Origin of the sequence: Pseudomonas sp. (genome assembly GCF_036404235.1) — a bacterium.
Lineage (GTDB): Bacteria > Pseudomonadota > Gammaproteobacteria > Pseudomonadales > Pseudomonadaceae > Aquipseudomonas.
Genome location: NZ_DASWOT010000052.1, coordinates 1 through 21,276 on the forward strand (window position 1 = coordinate 1; position 21,276 = coordinate 21,276).

The following is a 21,276-nucleotide window of genomic DNA, read 5'->3' on the forward strand; positions in this document are numbered from 1 at the left end:
ACGTTGAACATATGCACAAGACCCACCCGGACAAGCCGGTGATGAGCTACGAGATGTTCTTTCGCGAACGTCAGGAGGCTCGTTATGGCGGCAAGGCGGGTCCCAAGTGTTGCTGATGATGTGATCGGCAGAGCCGTTTGAGCCAGCGCGTCACGCCAGTCGTGGCGCGTTGTCGTTTCTGATGAACTGAAAAGCAGGAGTCCGCATGACCGTTTCGCAACCCATTCCCGTGACCGTGCTCAGTGGTTTCCTCGGCGCCGGTAAAACCACCTTGCTGCGTCACCTGCTCAAGGAAGAGCATGGTCTGAAAATCGCTGTGATCGAGAACGAATTCAGTGACGCAGGCATAGACACCCAACTGCTCGGTGATGAGTCGGTGCAAGTGATGACCCTGTCCAATGGCTGCGTGTGCTGCACCATTCACACTGACCTGACCAAGGCGTTGTATCTGCTACTGGAGCGACTCGATAGCGGGGAAATCGCCTTTGACCGGCTGGTGATCGAATGCACTGGCTTGGCCGATCCTGCACCCGTTGCGCAGACCTTCTTCATCGACGAGGACCTGCGCGAGCGCTACATCCTCGATGGGATTATCACGCTGGTTGACGCGGTTCACGCCGACACGCACCTGACCCAGACCATCGCCCAGGCACAGATCGGTTTCGCAGATCGACTGCTGGTGAGTAAACGCGACCTGGTGGACGAAGCGACTTTTACTGCGCTGAGTGACCGACTGACCCGGATCAACCGCCGGGCGCCGATTCGCGTGGTCGAGCATGGCAAAATCGATCTGGCCGAACTGCTTGATGTGCGCGGCTTCAATCTCAACGCCGACCTCGGTGGCGGCATGAGCCTGCGCCCCATTGCACCCGCCGGAAACTCCATCGACCGCATTAGCAGTCTGGTGCTGCGCAGCGATATACCGCTGGATATCGAGAAACTTAGCGAGTTCATGAATGAGTTGCTGGAGGAGCATGGCAAACAACTGCTGCGCTACAAAGGTGTGCTGAGCATCGCTGGCGAATCACGGCGGATGGTGTTTCAGGGGGTACTGAAGTTGTATGGGTTTGACTGGGACACTGAGTGGGCTGAAGGCGAGAAGCGCGAGAGTGTGATTGTGTTTATTGCTGATGATCTGCCGGAAGAGAAGATCCGGGCCGGGTTTGCGAAGGTGGCGGGCTGACGAACTTGCGGCGCCCATTCAGGGCCTCTTCGCGGATACGCCCGCGATCATCGATATCGAGCAGGAGTATTCCGATTAATACGGAGGGGAAACCATACGGGCCTCAAGGCATAGCCATTAATCAAGCTCGCGTAAAAAAGCCCCGACTCATTGCTGGACCGGGGCTTTTTTGACGGTTGTCTAACGGGAGAAGTTAAGCACCATAAACAGGCAGCTTTTTGCAGATGGCTTTGACTTTCTCACGTACTGCGTCGATCACGGCTTCGTTGTTGAGGTCAGCCAGAATGTCGCAGATCCAGCCTGCCAACTCTTTGCACTCTGCTTCCTTGAAGCCACGAGTGGTGACTGCCGGGGTGCCGAAGCGCAGGCCGGAGGTCACGAACGGGGAGCGTGGATCGTTGGGTACGGAGTTCTTGTTCACGGTGATGAATGCGCGGCCCAGTGCGGCATCGGCGTCTTTACCGGAGATGTCTTGCTTGATCAGTGACAGCAGGAACAGGTGGTTTTCAGTACCGCCGGAGACCACGTCGAAACCGCGTTCGATGAACACGCCGGCCATGGCCTTGGCGTTCTTCACCACTTGCTGTTGGTAGGTTTTGAACTCAGGCTGCAGGGCTTCTTTGAAGCAGATGGCCTTGGCCGCGATGACGTGTTCAAGAGGGCCGCCCTGGCTGCCTGGGAACACGGCGGAGTTCAGCTTCTTCTCGATGTCAGCGTTAGCGCGCGCCAGGATCAGGCCGCCACGCGGGCCGCGCAGGGTCTTGTGTGTGGTGGTGGTCACGACATCGGCGTACGGTACTGGCGTTGGGTAAACGCCCGCAGCGACCAAACCGGCTACGTGAGCCATGTCGACGAACAGGTAGGCGCCGACTTTATCAGCGATGGCGCGAAAGCGCGGGAAGTCGAGGATTTGCGAGTAGGCCGAGAAGCCTGCCACGATCATTTTCGGCTTGTGCTCTACCGCCAGACGCTCGACTTCGTCGTAGTCGATCAGGCCGTTGCCGTCGATGCCATACTGCACAGCGTTGTACAGCTTGCCGGACGAGCTGACGCTGGCGCCGTGGGTCAGGTGACCGCCGTGGGCCAGGCTCATGCCCAGGATGGTGTCGCCGGCATTAAGCAGCGCAAGATAAACAGCGCTGTTGGCTTGGGAGCCCGCGTGTGGCTGAACGTTGGCATAGTCGGCGCCGAACAGCTCTTTGGCGCGGTCGATGGCCAGTTGCTCGACGATGTCGACGTACTCGCAACCACCGTAGTAACGCTTGCCTGGATAGCCTTCAGCGTACTTGTTGGTCAGTACCGAGCCTTGCGCTTCCATGACTGCTGGGCTGGTGTAGTTTTCCGAGGCGATCAGTTCGATGTGCTCTTCCTGGCGCTTGGCTTCCTGTTCCATGGCGGCATACAGGTCGGAGTCGTACTTGGCGATAGTCAAATTACGGCTGAACATGGCGGTCCTCGGGGCTTGGGGCAGTAATGAAGGACGGCATTCTAACCCATCGGCATTTATCTGGCATATGAAAGGCAGTCATGCGCTGGACAAGCGACTTTCACTTGGGCAGATGCACGCCCTTACAGTTTTTGCGCGTTAGTCGAGCATGAAGAGGGCGTCGTTGCTGAATTGCGCCTCGAACCGGTTAGCCGGCATCGGACGGCCAAACAAATAGCCTTGCACTTCGTCGCAGCCATGCTCGCGCAAGAATTCCAGCTGTTCATGGGTTTCCACGCCCTCTGCGATCACCGCCAGATTCAGGCTGTGCGCCATGGCAATGATGGCGCGGGCGATCTGTGCGTCCTGTTCCCCGGACGGCAGGCCATCGACGAAGGTGCGATCGATTTTCAGCACATCGATGGGGAATTGCTTGAGGTAGTTCAGCGACGAATAACCGGTGCCGAAGTCGTCGACCGCGATGCTCAATCCCAGGCGTTTGAGGCCATCCAGAATCAACATTGCCTCGCTGACCTCACGCATCAGGATACTTTCGGTCAGCTCCAGCTCCAGGCACGCGGGCGGCAGTCCGGTCTCCTTGAGAATAGTGGCGATGCGTGTGCCCAGCGTTCCGTCCGAGAATTGCCGGGCAGAGATGTTGACTGACACTTTCGGTACACGGACCTTGGCCAGATGCCATTCCTTTAGCTGACGACAGGCTTCTTTCAATACCCATTCACCGACTTCCACCACCAGGCCGAGCTCTTCGAGCACAGGAATGAATTCGCCTGGCGATACCAGGCCCCGAGAGGGGTGGCGCCAGCGCAACAGCGCTTCTGCTCCTGTCAGGCGCTTACCATCACCGCTGAACTGCGGTTGGTAATACAAGGTGAATTCCTGCTGCTCCAGAGCATGCCGGAGGTCGCTTTCCAGCTCCAGGCGCTCAAGGGCGCTGGCGTTCATGTCGGCCTGATAGAACTGGAAGTTATTCTTGCCCCGCTCTTTAGCGTGATACATCGCTGTGTCAGCGTTTTTCATCAACTGGCTCAGCTCGTTGCCATCCTGCGGGCTGAGCGCGATGCCGATACTTGCTGTAACAAAGAACTCACGTCCTTCGAGCACAAACGGTTTCACCAGGCTGGCGAGGATCAGCTCGGCGACATGTATCGCCCGATTGAGCGCTGCCTGCTGAGTCGCGCGCGGTTGCAGCAACAGGGTGAACTCATCACCACCCATCCGTGCGACCGTGTCGTCATCGGCCACGCATTCGAGCAAGCGAGCGGCCATGTCCTTGAGCATGCGGTCGCCAGCAGCATGGCCGAGCGAATCGTTGATGGGTTTGAAACGGTCAAGATCGAGGAACATCAGCACTACCCAGGCCTGTTGGCGCTCGGCCTGTTGCAGGGCGGTATGCAGTCGATCCTGGAATAGCGTGCGGTTGGGCAGGTGAGTCAGGGCGTCGTAATAGGCGAGCCGATGAATGCGTTGTTCACTGGCCTTGCGCTCACTGATGTCGGAGAAGAAGCACACGTAACTCGCCAGGTCGCCTTCGTCGTCGAACACCGCCGTGATACCAACCCATGCCGGGTAATGTTCACCGTTGCGTCGCTTGAGCCAGATTTCGCCTTCCCAACTGCCACGTTGATGCAGTTGCTTGAGGATGTAGTTCAGGTGCGCTTCCTGCTGATCGTCCACCGTCAACATCGTCGGCAGTTGATCGAGCACTTGTGCCACGGCATAACCGCTGACCCGGCTGAACGCCTCGTTGGCCTGAACGATATAGCCCGCAGGATCTGTGATCAGAATCGCGGAAGTCGAGTGCTCGAAGACCGTTGCCGCCATGCGCAGGTCTTTTTCTGATCGGCGCTGCTGGCTGATGTCGCGTCCGACGCCGAGTATGCCTTCAAAGCCGCCGTGCTCATCCCACACCAATACCAAGCGCAGTTCGACCGGGATCTTGTGGCCATCGGCGCGCAAGCAGTCGAATAGAAACAACTGTGTCGGTATTTGCGCTTGCAGCAGTGCGAGCTCTTCTGGGTCAGCCAGCGCTTTTTCTACGCGGCTGACCAGGCTGTATAAGCCCGAAAGCTGCTGCGGGTTGGCGATGGTTGAAGCCCAGCCGTTTTTCATGATCCATTCAGCGCTGTAACCCAGCACGGCGTTGACCGACGGGCTGACATAGTTTGGCTTAAGGGCGTTATCGGTCGAGAAAATCACGTCACTGATGCTTTCTGCGAGCATCCGATAGCGTTTTTCACTGTCGCGCAGCGACTCGCTGGCCTCAATCTGTTCAGTGATGTCCTTGGCGACGCCGATGATCCACGAGACCTGCCCATTGTCGCTTCGGGCCAAGGTCTGTTCGCGAATATCGAAACGGCGCCATTGGTTTTGCTTGTTGCGAAAGCGCAGTTGGCATTGCGTCAAGTCGCTGCGCGTTTCGTCAAGGCGTTCGACACGCAGTGTTTGATAGCATTCATTGTCGTCCGGGTGCAGCAGGATCTCCCAGAAGTACTCGCCCATTTCCTGCAGTTCGGCTTTGTTGTAACCCAGCGTTTGCCCCAGATGGTGATTGCTGTAGATCATCCGTCGGGTGACGATGTCCTGAACGTACAAATGGTCCGGCACGGTGCGCACGACGTCTGACCAGAAACTTTCACGCTCCTGCAGCGACAGCTCAACCTGCTTGCGGCGGGTGATGTCGTTGATGTTGAGGATGACGGCTTTGAAGTCCTCGGGTTGTTCCGGGAGCCGCACCACCAACCACAGATGCTGGTCTGATCCCTGAGCGTCGGGTAGACGTATCTCCATCTCCAACTGACTGCGACGGTCGAGCACTGCATGCAGCAGATGCAGGCCGATGCTTTGGCCTGTGAGTTGGCAACCTTCGATCAGTTGCCGCCAAACCTGCTCGGCGGTTTCGCTCTGCAATAGGCTGGCGGCGACTTGGTTGACTTCGGTGATGCGTAACTGATGCAGCAAGCCCTGGAGTTGTGCAGGGTGACGCTCGAGTAGCTCGGTCAACTCGTCGCTGCTGCGTAACTGCAATCGCTTGAGGTATTCCGGCAGATCGGATAGATCAAGCACGCACAGGGCAACGCCGGTGCCCTCGAAAATATCCTTGTAGCGTCTGCGACTCTCATGCAACTGAAGCTGCCGACGTCGCAGGCTGAACAGCGCCAACAACGGTACGATTGAACACAGCAGTGCTATCAGACATTTGCCAATCAGCGGCGCGACCAACTCCTGGCGCGCTTTGCTGGCGTCGTACAGGCCGTGCAACTGCCAATCGCTGTTAGTCAGCGGTGTCAGCAGGATGCTTTCGAAGTTGGCGCCGTTATTAAGGAGAGCAGGATCGTTGAGTGCGCTGCGGTAGAGGATGTGTTGGTTGCTTCTATTTTCTAACTGCCAGATCGGCCGGAAGTCCTGGGCGGTTTGTCGGGTTAATTCCTTGAATATGAGCGGGGTCAGGCGCAGCACCCAATAGCCGCGACTGTCGTTGCCAGGCTGATGCACAAACAGGTAGAGCTGACTGCCATCAGGCGCGTCGGCATAGAAATAGGTGTGATTCTGAGCCAGAGCCAAGGTTTGCGTCAGGAAAAGGGCGTCTTTGCTGGTTTCGGCACTGTCCCCGAGAATTTGGCCAGCCTTGTCGATCCAGACGACGCTGTCCAGTGCTGGTAGGGCGTGACGCAGATTGCCAAGAAGAGTGGCCTTTTGTTCGGCGGATTGCGGAGTGCCTTTTGAGTCGTCCAGCAGGTTCAAGGCGACTTGGGCGCTCAGCGACATGTTCAGGCTCAGGCGGTCAGCCAGTTGTACGTTGTAATCGACGCTGCGCTGGCGCTGGCGCTCCTGAGTCTGCTGAAACTGCTCCACCTGCTGCCACAATAAAAGCACGAGCATCAGCAACACCAATATTGCCAGCGCGCCTTTGATCGAGCCTCGCAAAGGCGAAGCCGCCGCGCTTGTTGATGAGCGCAATGAGGAAGCAGGGGGTGTCGTGAGCAAGCTTTGATCCTGACTACTGGACTGCATCAGTGGGTGCGAAGGGCACGATAAGCCTGACGCCCGAAGGGCGTTAGCATGCCCTGCCTTGTAGCGAACTGCCAGCCCCATTGGGCCGAGCGGTTTGCCCTGTCGACTGCATTCGGGTAGCTTTGCGCGACGCGCGGCGTGCCCGATTTCTGTAAGTGTGATTCCATGCTTGCAAGCATGGATCCAGCTTTACTGCCTGTACTTGACTGATCGCGTAGCTATTGTGGCCTGTTTGATTCAAGGTCCGGAATAGGCCGACGACAAATATCGGGCGATAAATAAAGCTCTTTTTTGCAACATAGCTGCGACGCGTCCTCAGTTCGCGCCTTTATTCACAGTCACATACGCTAGGTTTTCATTTCATGGCTCAATACGTCTTCACCATGCATCGGCTGAGCAAAGTTGTTCCGCCGAAGCGGGAAATCCTGAAAAACATCTCCCTGTCGTTCTTCCCGGGCGCCAAGATCGGTGTTCTCGGCCTTAACGGCTCGGGTAAATCCACGCTGTTGAAAATCATGGCCGGTGTCGACACTGAGTTCGATGGCGAAGCGCGCCCGATGCCGGAGCTCAACATCGGTTACCTGCCGCAGGAGCCGCAGTTGGATCCGACCAAGACGGTTCGCGAAGTGGTCGAAGAAGCCGTTAGCGTGATCAAGGACGCCCAGGCACGTCTGGACGAGGTCTACGCCGCCTACGCTGAGCCGGACGCCGATTTTGACAAACTGGCCGCTGAGCAGGCCAAACTTGAATCCATTCTGCAGGCCAGCGACGGTCACAATCTTGAGCGTCAACTGGAAGTCGCTGCCGATGCGCTGCGTCTGCCAGCCTGGGATGCCAGGATCGAACACCTGTCCGGTGGTGAAAAACGTCGTGTGGCGCTGTGCCGTCTGCTGCTGTCGGCCCCGGACATGCTGCTGCTCGACGAACCGACCAACCACCTGGACGCCGATTCTGTCGCCTGGCTTGAGCATTTCCTCCACGACTTCCCTGGAACTGTGGTTGCGATCACGCACGACCGTTACTTCCTGGACAACGTTGCTGGCTGGATCCTGGAACTCGACCGCGGTGCGGGCATTCCTTACGAGGGCAACTACTCTGGTTGGCTGGAAGCCAAGTCTGATCGTCTGGCTGCTGAGTCCAAGCAGCAGTCGGCCCATGAAAAGGCTATGAAAGAAGAATTGGAGTGGGTGCGTAAAGGTGCCAAGGCGCGCCAGTCCAAATCCAAGGCTCGTTTGCAGCGTTTCGAAGAGATGCAATCGCAGGAATTCCAGAAGCGCAGCGAGACCAACGAGATCTACATCCCGGCGGGTCCGCGTCTGGGCGATAAGGTCATCGAATTCAAAAACGTCACCAAGGGTTATGGCGACCGTGTGTTGATCGACAACCTGTCGTTCTCCATGCCTAAAGGTGCCATCGTGGGCGTGATCGGTGGGAACGGTGCGGGTAAATCCACGCTGTTCCGCATGCTGATGGGCAAGGAACAACCCGATTCTGGCAGCATCGAAATCGGCGAAACCGTGCAACTGGCGTGTGTCGATCAGAGTCGCGAGGACCTGGACGGCAGCAAGACTGTGTTTCAGCAGGTTTCCGACGGTTCCGACCAGATCCGCATCGGTAACTACGAAATCCCGTCGCGCACCTACGTGGGTCGTTTCAACTTCAAGGGTGGCGACCAGCAGAAGTTCGTCAAGGATTTGTCCGGTGGTGAGCGCGGTCGTCTGCACTTGGCATTGACCCTCAAAGAGGGCGGCAACGTCCTGCTGCTCGACGAACCGTCCAACGACCTCGATGTTGAAACCCTGCGTTCGCTAGAGGAAGCGCTATTGGACTTCCCGGGCGCTGCGATTGTGATCTCTCACGATCGGTGGTTCCTTGACCGTGTGGCCACTCACATCCTGGCGTATGAAGACGATTCGCAAGCGGTGTTCTTCGAAGGCAACTACACCGAATACGAAGCTGACCGTAAAAAGCGTCTGGGCGAGGCTGCTGCTCAGCCGCACCGCGTACGGCACAAAAAACTGGCTTGATTCAAGCGGGTGTCAAAAAAAGCGGAGCTTTAGAGCTCCGTTTTTTTTGGGTGGGATTTTCTTTCCGAAGCCGCATGTCTTCAGAGCATGTTCGCGTTACGCCTGCGTTTTACACATCGGCCTCAATCGCTACGATCTCAATGACCTGATCCCCGGCCGGCCGTTTCCAGGTCACTTCATCACCGGGTTGCGCACCCAACAACGCTCGGCCCAGGGGCGATGCCCAGTTGATCAAGCCGTTGGCTGCGTCAGCCTGGTCTTCACCTACCAACTGTATTCGCTGCTGGTTGCCCTGCTCATCGACAAAGGTCACCCAACTGCCGATCTGGATTTTCTCGGTTGAAATGGCGGGCGTGACCACCTGTGCGCTTTGCAGGCGCTGGTTGAAATAACGCAAATCGCGCTCGATATCGGCTTGCCGTTGTTTGTCGGCTTGCTCGCCTCGTGCCGATTGCTCGCTATATTGAGATTGCAGCAAGGCGACATGGGCTTGTAGTTGAGCAAGCCCGCTGGCGGTCACATAGTTGGGTTGCTCGCTGATGTGTCGCTCAACCGGTTGGTCGGCCTGTGCGGCGGCGTTGTCTTCGTTGACGAATGCCCTGCTCACGATTGTCTCCCTATCTCAAAGTCATGGAAGTTGGGCCATGGTCGCATTTCCATGATTTGGAGGGTTGTCTTGGGGTGACGTTCAACGCACCGTTTGTCCTGTTCAATGAGTGCGATACGCCCTTGCCATGTCTTGGGTAGTCTGATGCTCCCAGTTGCGGTCGCGATCATTCCAGATACTGTCCCGACCTTGATCCTGACGACTCTGGTTTTCCAGCATGGCCTGGCATTGTCGAAATCCGTCGCTCCATCCTTGGGCGTACAGTGTGTCCTTCAGATAACGCGGTACGTTTTTCTTATATTGGCCTTTCATCACATCTACAGCCTGCCGACCGCTGCCACAACCGTCCTGAAAACCATCGGCGAAGGCCGGTGGATAGCCTTCGGCCAATAGCTGGTCGTGGGTAGACTGGCAACCTGCGACTATGACCAAGCACCACAGTACAACCCAGCGTGCGCTCATTTCCGATTCCTCTATGTGTCTGGAAAGTCTAGAGGCGGATACGTGGGTTATTCGTGAAGACGCTGTGAGAAATACATTAAACGATGCCCGGCACACCGCGTTTATTTCATTCGCTGCGCCCACTGGCAGGCGGTCTGAAAAAACTTTTAGTAATTTTTTTCTCGGCGGTCTGAGAGCATTCAGGGCGGTTAGACTACCGAGTCTGCGCGAAACAGTTTTGGAAGACGGATGAACCTTAGAACGATCTTTATTCTTGGCGCGCTCAGCGCTTTTGGCCCCTTGGCCATCGATTTTTATCTGCCCGGATTCCCAGCCATCGCCTTGGCATTTGGCACGGATGATAAACACGTACAGCTGACGCTGGCGTCTTATTTCCTTGGTTTGAGCATCGGTCAACTTGCCTACGGGCCAGTGGCAGATCGTTTCGGTCGACGCATCCCCTTACTGTTCGGCGTTGGACTTTTTACGTTGGCTTCGCTGGCGTGCGCGTTCGCACCCAGCCTTGAATGGCTCATTGGGGCGCGCTTTGTCCAAGCCTTGGGCGGTTGTGCCGGGATGGTATTGTCACGCGCGATTGTCAGCGATAAATGCAACCCCGTGGAGTCGGCCAAGGTCTTTTCACAGCTGATGTTGGTGATGGGGCTGGCGCCGATTCTGGCCCCGATGTTGGGCGGCTTTATGGTCAATGCGTATGGCTGGCAGGCAATTTTCCTCGCGTTGACGATCTTCAGTGCGCTGAGCTCATTGGCGGTCGCGCTGGGGTTGCCGGAAAGCATGCCTGCCGACCATCCGCGGCAACCGCTCTCTGGTGCATTCGGCCAATACCGTCGACTCATGGCGGATCATGTGTTTCTTGGGTACGCACTGACCGGAGGGATTGCTATCGCCGGGATGTTTGCTTACATCTCGGGCTCGCCTTTCGTGTTTATCAAGTTGTACGGCGTTGCGCCGGAGCACTACGGCTGGCTATTCGGGACCAACGCAGCAGGTTTTATTGTGACCGCGCAAGTCAATGCGAGAGTGGTCGGCCGTTTAGGACCTGCGTGGGTGTTGTCAAAGGCCGTGTGGGTTTATCTGGCGGCGGCGCTGATATTGCTGTTGATTGCCAACCTGCACACTGAGCAACTCTGGCCATTGCTGGTGCCGCTGTTCATTTATATTGCCAGTTTGGGCTGCATCATTCCCAACTCTTCGGCCTGCGCGATGACCGGGCAAGGCCAGCGCGCGGGGAGTGCGTCGGCGCTGCTGGGGTGTTTGCAATTCAGCGTGGCGGCGGGCGCCGCAGCGTTGGTCGGCGTGCTGCATGATGGAACGGCGGTACCGATGGCTACGGTCATTACCCTGTGTGGTGTGGTCGCTGTCGGATTGTCCATGCTGACTCGCCGTCTGCAGAAAAGGCGCGATGCGCTGTCCGTGCATATTGATGTAACCCTATAAAAATATACCCGGCAGCTTAAAGTGCTGCCGGCCTCAATGTTGATTCCATTTCAGCCCCATAGCCTGTGGGTTACCCAATATGTGTGTCTGCATGATGTAGCGCGGGGCGTGTTCTCAGCCGATATATTCCGAAACTTGAAGGTATAGGCTACTCGTCAAGTGGACATGTCTTACATCTAACCGCAATAACGCTAACGTTTAAAAACGTTCGGTAACGAGATTAGCCTTTAGTGTCGGCTTAGCAAAAGCTGTTTTTAGTGAGGGATTTTGGAGTATCTCTTGTAGGCATTTGCCTTGCTGTGAGCGGAGATTTCTCTTCCTCGTCCCCGTAAAGCCAGAAATAGAGCGGTTTTCATGACCGTAATTTGAGAATTAACCCTGCGACGCCTTGCGACCTTTGTGCTGTGATCCACTTGATAGGCACTGCGGTTTATCTCTCACCGCTTTTAATCCAATTATCATGTCGTACGTAGGGCTTATACTGATAGCCCGGGGTGTGGCGTAATGAGCGCTGTCCCGGTCACTGTATTGGTTACTGCTCGCAATCTGTAATGAATTCAACAGCGGGTGGTTGGATTCTTAACAAGTGAGGTCAATCGAAGCAGGCGTTCATTCTGAACAGTGATTATGGTTACGCCGTTGGACGCAATAGGGTGAAATTATAAAGGACGATATGTTAACTACGGTTTTGCTTTTGGCGGTTTAACGTCTTGGTCGGAGGCGAATTGATGTCACTATGTCATCGCAATAGACGAATGTTTCAACAGGGAGTTAACACATGGAAAACGCACCTTGCATTAGCCAAATTGCCGCGTTACTGGCTGACCCCAAGCGCAGTGCAATGATGTGGGCGTTGATGGACGGGACTTCTCGGGCGGCGGATGAGTTAGCGCTGCTGGTCGGACTTTCAACATCTTCGGCGGGTGCGCATCTGGCGCGGCTGGCCACAGGCGGCCTGCTCAAGCAGGAAGTACGAGGTCGAAAGCGGTTTTTCAGACTTGCGGCACCACAAGTGGGCGCTGCTGTAGAGGCGCTGGCCAGTGCTTCCATAGTGAGTGCCGAAGTGATCAGCCGTAGTACCGCTCAACCATTGCCGCCTTTACCTCTGCGTCGTGCGCGCATTTGTGCTGACCATCTTGGCGGTGAGCTCGCAACTGATCTTTATCAGCGGATGCTGGGGGCCGGATGGATCGAGCAGTCTGAGCGGCGTCTGGAAGTCACCAGCGTTGGTATCTCGAAATTCGCTGAATGCGGAATCTTTGTCCCTGCGTTGGCTCATCGACAGCACGAAACCATCTGCGCCTGTGCCGACTGCACCGAGCAAAACCCTCATCTGGGCGGAGCGCTGGGTGCTGGCCTGTTGCAACTGTTCATGCAATTGGGTTGGCTACGCCCGACTGAAGAATCTACTACGTTGCAGGTGTCCTCGAACGGTCAGCGGGAGATCAACAAGATCGCTTCAGCGGCCTGAGCGGCTTGTGTATCTGCGGCACAACAGCGGGGGCAGCGCGAACCTGCCCCTGCCTTTCATTCATCGCGCGATGATCCTGTTTACAACTCGATGATCAGGGCTTGATCAACCTTGCGTCCAGGCTGTTCTGTGCCAATCGCCTTGCCTGATCCTGGGTCATTCCCAGATGGGTATGCAGGGCGTGGAAGTTTTCGGTCACATAGCCACCAAAGTAGGCGGGGTCGTCTGAGTTCACGGTCACCTTCACGCCGCGCTCGAGCATGTCGAGAATGTTGTGCTGCGACATGTCATCGAACACACACAGCTTTGTGTTGGACAGTGGGCAGACCGTCAGAGGGATTTGTTCGTCGATGATGCGTTGCATGAGTCGTTCATCTTCGATGGCGCGGACGCCGTGGTCGATACGCTGAATCTTTAGCAGGTCCAGCGCTTCCCATATGTACTCTGGTGGGCCTTCTTCGCCTGCATGGGCCACCGTCAGAAAGCCTTCGTTGCGGGCACGGTCGAAGACGCGTTTGAACTTGCGCGGCGGATGGCCCATTTCCGAGCTATCGAGACCGACTGCCACGAATGCGTCACGGAACGGCAGCGCCTGATCGAGGGTTTTCTCGGCTTGCTCTTGGCTCAGGTGACGCAGAAAACTCAGAATAAGGCCGCTGCTGATACCCAGTTTCTGGTGGCCGTCTTTCAGGGCGCTGGCGATGCCGTTGAGCACGACTTCAAACGGTATACCGCGATCGGTATGGGTCTGCGGGTCGAAGAACGGTTCAGTGTGAATCACGTTCTGCGCCTTGCAGCGCTCAAGATACGCCCACGTCAGGTCGTAGAAATCCTGCTCGGTGCGCAGCACGTCTGCGCCTTGGTAATACAGGTCGAGAAATTCCTGCAGGTTATTGAATGCGTAGGCGCCGCGCAGGGCTTCTACGTCGTTCCAGGGCAGGGCTATCTTATTGCGCTCAGCCAGGGCGAATAACAATTCTGGTTCCAGCGAACCCTCCAGATGCAGGTGTAGTTCGGCCTTGGGCAGGGCATTCAACCAGTCGTACATGTGCTTTTCTCATCAAGTGCAGTGGTCTGGATTCTACAGACTCGGACAGGGCGCTGGTTAAAACCTGACCAGACGGTTCATTGATTTTCCTCACGCGAGGTAAGGACATATCTGTACATAGGCGTTATCGCGCGCAGCAATGTCAGCGCCAGGGCTTACATGTCCTTGTAATGGTGCTCCACTAACGATTGCCATCTCGCTGCGAACGGGGGCAAGCATGTGCTGATTACCCTGCGCCTTGAAACCTTTCGTCACAAACGCCACTCTCAAGCGCTCAAACCCCGATCACTTCATGGACGCCGCGGCTTTTGTGGCAAAGGTAAAGCAACAATGGGCGCGATTCTCAAGCAAGAAAAGTTTCTCCTGTTAGCCGTCATCGCGGCGTGTTTTGCGTATCCGTTCGAACATGAGTTCTTAAGCCATGGACACACTGTCGCGCTAATCGCCGGGATCGTGCTGGTAGGTTTTATCATCTGCGCGTCGATGCGGGTCGCACACCACGCCGAACTGCTGGCAGAGAAGGTCGGCGACCCCTATGGCACGATGATCCTGACGTTGTCGGCGGTGCTGGTCGAAGTGGTGATTTTGGCGATCATGATGAAAAACGAGCCTTCACCGACCTTGGTGCGGGACACGATTTACTCGGCCGTGATGCTCGACATCAATGGCATCCTTGGCCTTGCCGCGTTGATGGGAGGACTCAAGCATGGCGAGCAGTCTTATAACGATGATTCGGCACGCACCTACAGCGTGATGATTCTGACTGCAATGGCTGTGTCGATGGTAGTGCCGGAGTTTATTCCCGAAGGCGATTGGAAGACCTATTCGGCGTTTACCATCGGTGCGATGGTGGTTTTGTATACGCTGTTCCTGCGCATGCAGGTCGGGCCGCACAGTTACTTTTTCAGCTACAGCTACCCGGACAAAAAACGCCGCAAGGATCAACCTGTTCCGCAGGGCGAGCCGGTCAGCCTGTCGCTTTCTATCGGAACCCTGGTATTTGGTGTCGTGATCATTGGTGCTTTGGCCGAGGTGATGTCGAAAACTGCTGACCTGGGCCTGGAAGGCAGCGGTGCGCCGCCGGTCATGACGGCGATCCTGGTGGCGGCGATCTCTGCAGCCCCGGAGATTCTCACGGCGTTGCGCGCGGCATTGGCCAATCGCATGCAGTCAGTGGTCAACATCGCGCTGGGGGCGTCACTGTCTACAGTGATTCTGACCGTTCCGGTGATGGAAGCGATGGCGCTATACAGCGGCCAACCGTTTCAAATGGCGATGAGTCCGGTGCAGACCGTGATGGTCTTCATTACGTTGCTGGTCAGTGCAATCAACCTCAACGACGGTGAAACCAACGCGATCGAGGGCATGACGCATTTTGTACTGTTCGCGACGTTCATCATGTTGTCGTGTTTGGGGCTGTAATCAGGGTTTGGTCATAACACCGTATCGCAAGCTTCGGCATCTCCTACAGCAAACCGCACTCCCCTGTAGGAACTGCCGAAGGCTGTGATGCGGTGTTACAGGCACTGTTGATTTCACTGATGACATCAACCGCCAATCAACTCTTTAGCCGCCTGTCTGTGATCAGCAATCAGTCCCTGTAAATCCAGCCCCTGGACCTGACCATCAACAACTCGCCACTGACCGCTAATCATCACCCGATCCGCGCGGTCCGCGCCGCACAGCAACAAGGCCGACAGCGGATCGTGGCTGCCGGAAAAGCGCAGTTCGTCGAGCTTGAACAACGCCATATCCGCCTGTTTGCCAACAGCCAGTTCGCCGATGTCGTTGCGCCCCAGCAGTTTTGCTGAGCCTTTGGTCGCCCAACCCAATACCAATTGGGGGGTAATCCTCTCGGCACCGTACCGCAGCCGTTGCAGGTAGAGCGCCTGCTTGGTTTCCAGCATCATGTTCGACGCATCGTTTGAGGCTGAGCCGTCGACGCCGAGCCCAAGGGGCGTTCCCGCCGCGATCAAGTCCAGTGTTGGGCAAATTCCAGACGCCAGGCGCATGTTTGAACTCGGGCAATGACAAACTCCCGTTCCCGCATTGCCCAGCCGGGCGATTTCACCCGAATCGAAGTGGATGCCATGTGCGAGCCAGGTGCGTGGTCCGAGCCAGCCCACGCTGTCCAGATAATCCACGGTGCGCAGTCCAAAACGTTGCAGGCAGAAATCCTCTTCATCCAGTGTTTCGGCCAGATGCGTGTGCAGGCGAACATCAAGCTTTTGGGCCAGTGCCGCGCTTTCTTGCATGATCTGCGGCGTCACTGAAAACGGTGAGCAGGGCGCTAAGGCGATCTGAATTTGCGCGCCATCACCACGCTCGTGATAGGTATGAATCAGGCGCTGACTGTCTTCCAGAATCACTTCGCCCTGTTGCACTGTTTGCTGCGGCGGTAAGCCGCCATCCTCCTCCCCCAGACTCATCGAGCCTCGTGTCAGCATCGCGCGCATGCCCAGCTCGCGTACGCTTTGCACTTGCACATCGATGGCGTTTTCCAGCCCATTTGGGAACAGATAGTGATGATCGGCCGCAGTGGTACAGCCCGACAACAGCAACTCGGTCAGTGCGACTTTGCTCGCCAGCGCCAGCTTTTCTGGGGTTAAGCGCGCCCATACCGGGTACAAGGTTTTCAACCATGGAAACAATGGCTGATTCACCACCGGCGCCCAGGCGCGGGTCAGGGTTTGATAAAAGTGATGGTGTGTGTTGACCAACCCTGGAAGCAGTACATGCTCGTGGGCATCGAAGAACTGATCGCATGGCTGCGAAGGTTGCTCGCCAGCGGCCAGCAGCTCGGTAATGATCCCGCCTTCAATGACCAGCCCGCCACGGGCATCAAGATCGTTGGCAGTGAAAACGGCAAGCGGGTTTTTCAACCAGATACGGATCGCAGGCATTGGCCGGCTCCTCTGAAAAAATCTGTTCAGGTTCGCCAGCTCAGTGTTGCCCTGTCTGCTGATCCAGGGTCGCCGCAGCTTGGAGTGAAGCAGGGCGAGGTGGCGGAGTTTAGAGGTGGCTCATCGCATTGGCAACCAGCGGCAGTCCAGGGCAAGTTTCAACTTCATGCGCTCACCAGGGAATCGTCTCACCTCGATAGTTAATGAAGTGATGCCCACCTTTACCGGCGTAAGCATTGAGCTGTTCTATCAACCCTGTGGTACTGGTCTTGACGTCGATGTCGGCGCCTTCGCCGCCCATCGCTGTCCTGACCCAGCCCGGGTGCATCGACAGCACGGTGATGTTGTGGTCGCCCAATTGGGTGACGAACGTATTGGTCATGGAGTTGAGCGCCGCTTTGCTGGCTTTGTACAACGCCATTTCCGGCGCATCGGGGCAGGCAACGCTGCCGAGTACCGAGCTCATGAAAGCGATGGTACCGGTATGGGCGCGGACTTGCCCAACGAAGCGTTCGGCCAGACGGATCGGCGCGATGGCGTTGGTCATGAACAGTTGCCCCAGCTCTGCGGCAGTGGCTTTGGACGCGCTTTGGTGTGACGGACCCATGATTCCGGCGTTGACGAACAGCAGGTCGAGCACTTGATCTTTCAAATTGAGCGCGAGCACTTCGAGCGATGATTGCTCGTCAATGTCTAGCGTCTCGATGCGCACGCCAGGGACCTTCTTCAGGTCGTCGGCCTTGTGTTGATCACGGACGGTGGCAATGACGTTCCAGCCTTGCTCGGTCAGGCGTTGAACCAAACCCAGCCCCAGGCCGCGTGATGCGCCAATGATGAGTGCGGTTTTGTTGGCAGTCATGACAGGACTCCTTTGCAGACAAATGAAATACAGCCTTTGGAAAGTGGACCCCATGCGCGAGAAGGAATTTGGTTTTCTGGCGCAACGGTCGTCGGCTTTCATGCAGGGTGTACGTTAACGACAAAGCGTGACGGAGGATAAGGTTTCTGGTGAGGGTGCTTATCGTTGCATATCGATATACAACGAATTGATACAGGTTGTTCAAAAAATGAACAGCTGGCGGCGAGCGTGATACCTCAAGCTCCCTGGGCGGCCTTGCACGGGTTATCCACAGCTTGCTCCACAGTTAATGTGTGCAACCTCAGATAACCGGCATAACGAAAGAACCCGTAGTACCGGACCGCGATAAGGCGCGCTAACTTGCTGTTTTTCGGGGTTTTTAAGCGTTGGATAAGCAAGATGGTCGAAAAGTGATCAATCGGCGTGAAGCCATGGAAGTCAAGGAGTACAGCGATGTGTACTCAGCTTGTCCACAGGCAGGTGCACCGTAGATGTGGGCAAATGTGACAGATACGTATTGTGTCTCAAGCATGTGTGTCGCGACGCAATACGATGCGTCCGCGACTGATGTCGGCCAATTGTTTTTGTAGCGTGTCGACCTGCTCCGGGCTGACGGCAATCGACAGCTCCACGCCATTGGCAGTGAAGGACTCTTCTTGGATCAGGCCGCTCATGTCGGCCAGTCTTACTTTCACCAGGGCCAGTTCGCTGAAGCTACAGTCCAAATGCAACGCAACCCGATGGATCAGCGGCAAGCGTTCGGCTTGTTGCAGGCATTTGTTGGCGCCGCCACCGTAAGCGCGGGCCAGTCCTCCGGTGCCGAGTTGAATACCGCCGTACCAGCGAATGACCAACACGACTACCTGATCAAAATCCTGAGACTCGATAGCCGCTAAAATCGGTCGACCCGCAGTTCCGCCAGGTTCGCCGTCGTCACTGCTACGGTATTGATCACCGAGTTTCCAGGCCCAGCAGTTGTGCGTCGCATTGAGGTCGCTGTTTTGCTCAATGAAAGCTTGAGCCTCTGCGGGGGTGCTTATGGGTGCTGCAAGGGTGATGAAGCGGCTCTTGCGAATTTCTTCACGCAATTCACAAGGCCCGACGAGGGTAAAGGGCATTAAAGAATTCCAGCTGATGACATTGTTTTTCGAGCATTCAAAGAGTGCGAGGCGTCAGGCCGCAACCCTTGAGGATGATGCGAATCAGGTTGTCTGCCGCAACTTCCATGTCCTGTTTGGTCAGGCGTATGCGGCCCGTGACACGGCAGATTTGCGTGGCGAAATCTGCGTAATGCTGGGTACTACCCCACAACAAAAAAATCAGGTGAACCGGATCAACTGGGTCCATCTTGCCCGCATTGATCCACCCTTGAAACACGGCGGCTCGCCCCTGAAACCAAGTGCGGTAATCCTGACTGAAGTAGGCGTTCAGGCACTCGCCGCCGCTGATGATTTCCATCGCGAAAATGCGTGACGCTTGTGGCCGTCGGCGAGAGAACTCCATCTTGGCGCGGATGTACTGCGTCAGCGCCGCGGCGGGATCATCCTCGACTTTAAGATGGTTGAAAGTGCTGTCCCACAGTTCAATGATGTTGCTCAACACGGCGATGTACAGGCCCAGCTTGTTGGTGAAGTAGTAATGCAGATTTGCCTTCGGCAGCCCGGCGTTCTGCGCGATGGTGTTCATGCTGGTGCCTTTGTAGCCATGACGCGCGAACTCGTCCTCGGCAGCTTTCATGATTGCTTCTTCATTCTTCTGGCGAATGCGGCCCGTTGGCTTGGTGGCGCTGGGTGTGTGGGCAGGGACTTCGAGGGTCATGTGCGATTCCAGAGGATCATTGGCTGCGACGATGTGAACAGATAACGCACCCGCGACGATCCGACAAGCACTGGCGATGGAAAATCAGTGTTCAAACGCCTCGATTTCGGGCTTTTTTTCGGCTGCGGTCAGCTTCGCCTCCGGCAATACCAGACTCATGACAATAGCCGTGAGGCCGCCGCTGGTGATCGCCGAGTCGAACAGATTTTGCACCAGCTGTGGCAGGTGATGCAGCAGGGTCGGTTGCGCGGCAATTCCCAGGCCGACACCAAACGATGTCGCGATGATCAGCATGCTGCGCCGATCCAGCGGCGCTTGCGCCAGAATCCGCACGCCAGCAGCCGCAACGCTGCCGAACATCACCAAGGTCGCGCCGCCCAGTACCGGCTTGGGGATTTGTTGAAGAACGGCACCGACGACCGGAAACAGGCCGAGCGCGAACAATATCCCGCCGATGTACAGGCCCACATAGCGGCTGGCGACGCCGGTCAGTTGAATCACCCCGTTGTTCTGGGCAAAAGTGGTGTTGGGGAACGCGCTAAATGTGGCGGCGATCATGCAACTGACGCCGTCACCCAGAATGCCGCCCTTGAGCCGAGCGATGTAGCTCGGGCCTTTGATAGGCTCGCGTGACAGCATGCAATTGGCAGTCAGGTCACCCACGGTTTCAATGCTGCTGATCAGATAAATTAGCGCAACGGGTAGGAAAGCTGTCCAGTCGAAGCTGAAACCGAACTTGAACGGTATCGGAACGCTGATCAACGCTGCGTTGGTTATCGAATGAGGCGCTAACGTTCCGCTTAACCACGCCGCGACACTGCCCACGGCCAAGCCGATGATGATCGCGCAAAGACGAATCCAGGGTGTGTTCGAACGATTGAGTGCAATGATCACCACCAGCACGAACGCGCCGAGCGCGAGGTTGATAGGCTCGCCAAAGTCCGGCGCGTTGAAGCCGCCGCCCAAATCGGTCACACCTACCTTGATCAGGCTGACGCCGATCAGGGTGATCACGATGCCGGTCACCAATGGCGTAATGACGCGGCGTAGTTGCGCGATGAAACGGCTAAGCACGATTTGCACTAACGCGCCGAAAAAGCACACGCCGAAGATCATTGCCATGATGTCTTGTGGGCTCCCTCCGCGTTGCTTGACCATGAAGCCTGCTGACAGAATGGCGCCAAGAAACGCGAAGCTGGTGCCCTGCAGGCAAATCATGCCGGCACCGATACCAAACGGACGGCGTGCTTGAATGAATGTGCCGACGCCGGAGACCATCAGCGCCATGCTGATCAAATAGGGCAAGTAGTCGGCCAGCCCCAGCGCTGATCCGATGATCAGCGGGGGTGTGATGATGCCGACGAAAGCCGCAAGCACATGCTGAATGGCAGCCAATGTGGCGGGTAGCGGTTTGGGGCGATCATTGAGGCCATAAATCAGGTCGTTGTTGCTGGAAGGATCGGACGGCATATTGAGGTCTCGTTTTTTGGAATGAGCCGGATCGATGGAGACTTGGCTGTGGGATTCGCGGGCAAGTCAACAATCCACGATACTTACTGCCCGCGATACTTACTGCAAAAACCTGTCCAAGTGATCAGTTTGTTGTTCGTCTATCATGAATTTATCTATTTAAATCAAATAGATAAAAATTATTAGATATGTGATTTTTTTGACTTTTATTTTGAGGTTCGAACGAAAAAGCGTTAGCGCGTCGCAGCGAGTGTCTCCAAAAAGCTTTCGAGCACCAAATGGGTGCGACGGCCTTTGCGGGTCACAATCACCAAGCTCAAATCGTAGAATCGGACTTTGGGCTTGAGTGCCCTCAACCGGCCTTGTTGCACCCAGACCGCCGCGTAGTGATTGGGTAGATAACCGATGTATCGCCCGGTCAAAATCAGAAACGCCATACCTTCGCGGTCGGATGCGCTGGCAGTGCATTTCAGCGTCTGGTAATGCGCCTGAATATCCGTAGGCAAGCGGAAGGTCGGTGCTATGGCCTCCTG

The 21,276-nt window shown here is 56.3% G+C and carries 17 protein-coding genes; 6 read left to right on the top strand and 11 right to left on the bottom strand.

The annotated features are described in order from the left end of the window. A partial coding sequence (locus VGC62_RS06600) for a CstA-like transporter-associated (seleno)protein (protein ID WP_331186281.1) occupies positions 1 to 116 on the top strand: 116 nt, incomplete at its 5' end. An 89-nt stretch (positions 117 to 205) separates the two neighbouring features. Beyond that, a complete protein-coding gene (gene yjiA / locus VGC62_RS06605; RefSeq protein ID WP_331186265.1) occupies positions 206 to 1,183 on the top strand; it encodes a GTPase in 978 nt (325 codons plus the stop codon). 193 nt (positions 1,184 to 1,376) lie between these two features. On the opposite strand, the gene glyA is transcribed toward yjiA, so the two are convergent. Together glyA and VGC62_RS06615 are read right to left on the bottom strand one after the other, a co-directional pair. Beyond that, the gene (gene glyA, locus VGC62_RS06610; RefSeq protein ID WP_331186266.1) at positions 1,377 to 2,630 is read right to left on the bottom strand and encodes a serine hydroxymethyltransferase; all 1,254 of its coding nucleotides are present in this window, start codon (positions 2,628 to 2,630) and stop codon (positions 1,377 to 1,379) included. 138 nt (positions 2,631 to 2,768) lie between these two features. Beyond that, positions 2,769 to 6,641, bottom strand: coding sequence for a sensor domain-containing protein (locus VGC62_RS06615; RefSeq protein WP_331186267.1), 3,873 nt, complete (start codon positions 6,639 to 6,641; stop codon positions 2,769 to 2,771). Between the two features lie 362 nt (positions 6,642 to 7,003). Between VGC62_RS06615 and ettA the strand changes: the two genes are divergently transcribed. Then, positions 7,004 to 8,668, top strand: a complete 1,665-nt coding sequence (ettA, locus tag VGC62_RS06620; RefSeq protein WP_331186268.1) for an energy-dependent translational throttle protein EttA — start codon at positions 7,004 to 7,006, stop codon at positions 8,666 to 8,668. Positions 8,669 to 8,777: 109 nt separating this feature from the next. Here ettA and VGC62_RS06625 read toward each other — a convergent pair whose 3' ends face one another. Both VGC62_RS06625 and VGC62_RS06630 read right to left on the bottom strand, forming a co-directional pair. Then, positions 8,778 to 9,275 (bottom strand): GreA/GreB family elongation factor, encoded by a 498-nt coding sequence (locus VGC62_RS06625; protein WP_331186269.1) that lies wholly within the window; start codon positions 9,273 to 9,275, stop codon positions 8,778 to 8,780. A 102-nt stretch (positions 9,276 to 9,377) separates the two neighbouring features. Beyond that, entirely contained in the window at positions 9,378 to 9,737 is a 360-nt protein-coding gene (locus VGC62_RS06630) for a hypothetical protein (protein WP_331186270.1), read from the bottom strand. A gap of 228 nt (positions 9,738 to 9,965) precedes the next feature. Between VGC62_RS06630 and VGC62_RS06635 the strand changes: the two genes are divergently transcribed. After that, a complete protein-coding gene (locus tag VGC62_RS06635) occupies positions 9,966 to 11,174 on the top strand; it encodes a Bcr/CflA family multidrug efflux MFS transporter (RefSeq protein ID WP_331186271.1) in 1,209 nt (402 codons plus the stop codon). A gap of 778 nt (positions 11,175 to 11,952) precedes the next feature. Next, entirely contained in the window at positions 11,953 to 12,645 is a 693-nt protein-coding gene (locus VGC62_RS06640) for a helix-turn-helix transcriptional regulator (protein ID WP_331186272.1), read from the top strand. A gap of 94 nt (positions 12,646 to 12,739) precedes the next feature. Here the strand turns inward: VGC62_RS06640 and VGC62_RS06645 are convergent, their stop codons facing one another. Continuing rightward, positions 12,740 to 13,693 carry an adenosine deaminase gene (locus VGC62_RS06645; RefSeq protein ID WP_331186273.1) on the bottom strand — a complete coding sequence of 318 codons (954 nt, stop codon included), beginning with the start codon at positions 13,691 to 13,693 and terminating at the stop codon, positions 12,740 to 12,742. A gap of 330 nt (positions 13,694 to 14,023) precedes the next feature. Here VGC62_RS06645 and VGC62_RS06650 point away from each other — a divergent pair, with 330 nt between their 5' ends. Then, on the top strand, positions 14,024 to 15,115 hold the full coding sequence (locus VGC62_RS06650) for a calcium:proton antiporter (protein WP_331186274.1): 1,092 nt from the start codon (positions 14,024 to 14,026) through the stop codon (positions 15,113 to 15,115). A 125-nt stretch (positions 15,116 to 15,240) separates the two neighbouring features. Here the strand turns inward: VGC62_RS06650 and VGC62_RS06655 are convergent, their stop codons facing one another. The 6 genes from VGC62_RS06655 to VGC62_RS06680 all read right to left on the bottom strand — a co-directional run. Then, positions 15,241 to 16,596 carry an 8-oxoguanine deaminase gene (locus VGC62_RS06655; RefSeq protein WP_331186275.1) on the bottom strand — a complete coding sequence of 452 codons (1,356 nt, stop codon included), beginning with the start codon at positions 16,594 to 16,596 and terminating at the stop codon, positions 15,241 to 15,243. A 172-nt stretch (positions 16,597 to 16,768) separates the two neighbouring features. Further along, positions 16,769 to 17,455, bottom strand: a complete 687-nt coding sequence (locus VGC62_RS06660) for an SDR family oxidoreductase (RefSeq protein WP_331186276.1) — start codon at positions 17,453 to 17,455, stop codon at positions 16,769 to 16,771. A 524-nt stretch (positions 17,456 to 17,979) separates the two neighbouring features. Next, positions 17,980 to 18,573 (bottom strand): YigZ family protein, encoded by a 594-nt coding sequence (locus VGC62_RS06665; RefSeq protein ID WP_331186277.1) that lies wholly within the window; start codon positions 18,571 to 18,573, stop codon positions 17,980 to 17,982. A gap of 37 nt (positions 18,574 to 18,610) precedes the next feature. Next, positions 18,611 to 19,273 (bottom strand): TetR/AcrR family transcriptional regulator, encoded by a 663-nt coding sequence (locus tag VGC62_RS06670; RefSeq protein ID WP_331186278.1) that lies wholly within the window; start codon positions 19,271 to 19,273, stop codon positions 18,611 to 18,613. An 84-nt stretch (positions 19,274 to 19,357) separates the two neighbouring features. Beyond that, the gene (locus tag VGC62_RS06675; protein ID WP_331186279.1) at positions 19,358 to 20,743 is read right to left on the bottom strand and encodes a nucleobase:cation symporter-2 family protein; all 1,386 of its coding nucleotides are present in this window, start codon (positions 20,741 to 20,743) and stop codon (positions 19,358 to 19,360) included. A 233-nt stretch (positions 20,744 to 20,976) separates the two neighbouring features. Beyond that, on the bottom strand, positions 20,977 to 21,276 hold a 300-nt coding region (locus tag VGC62_RS06680; RefSeq protein ID WP_331186280.1), incomplete at its 5' end, for a LysR substrate-binding domain-containing protein.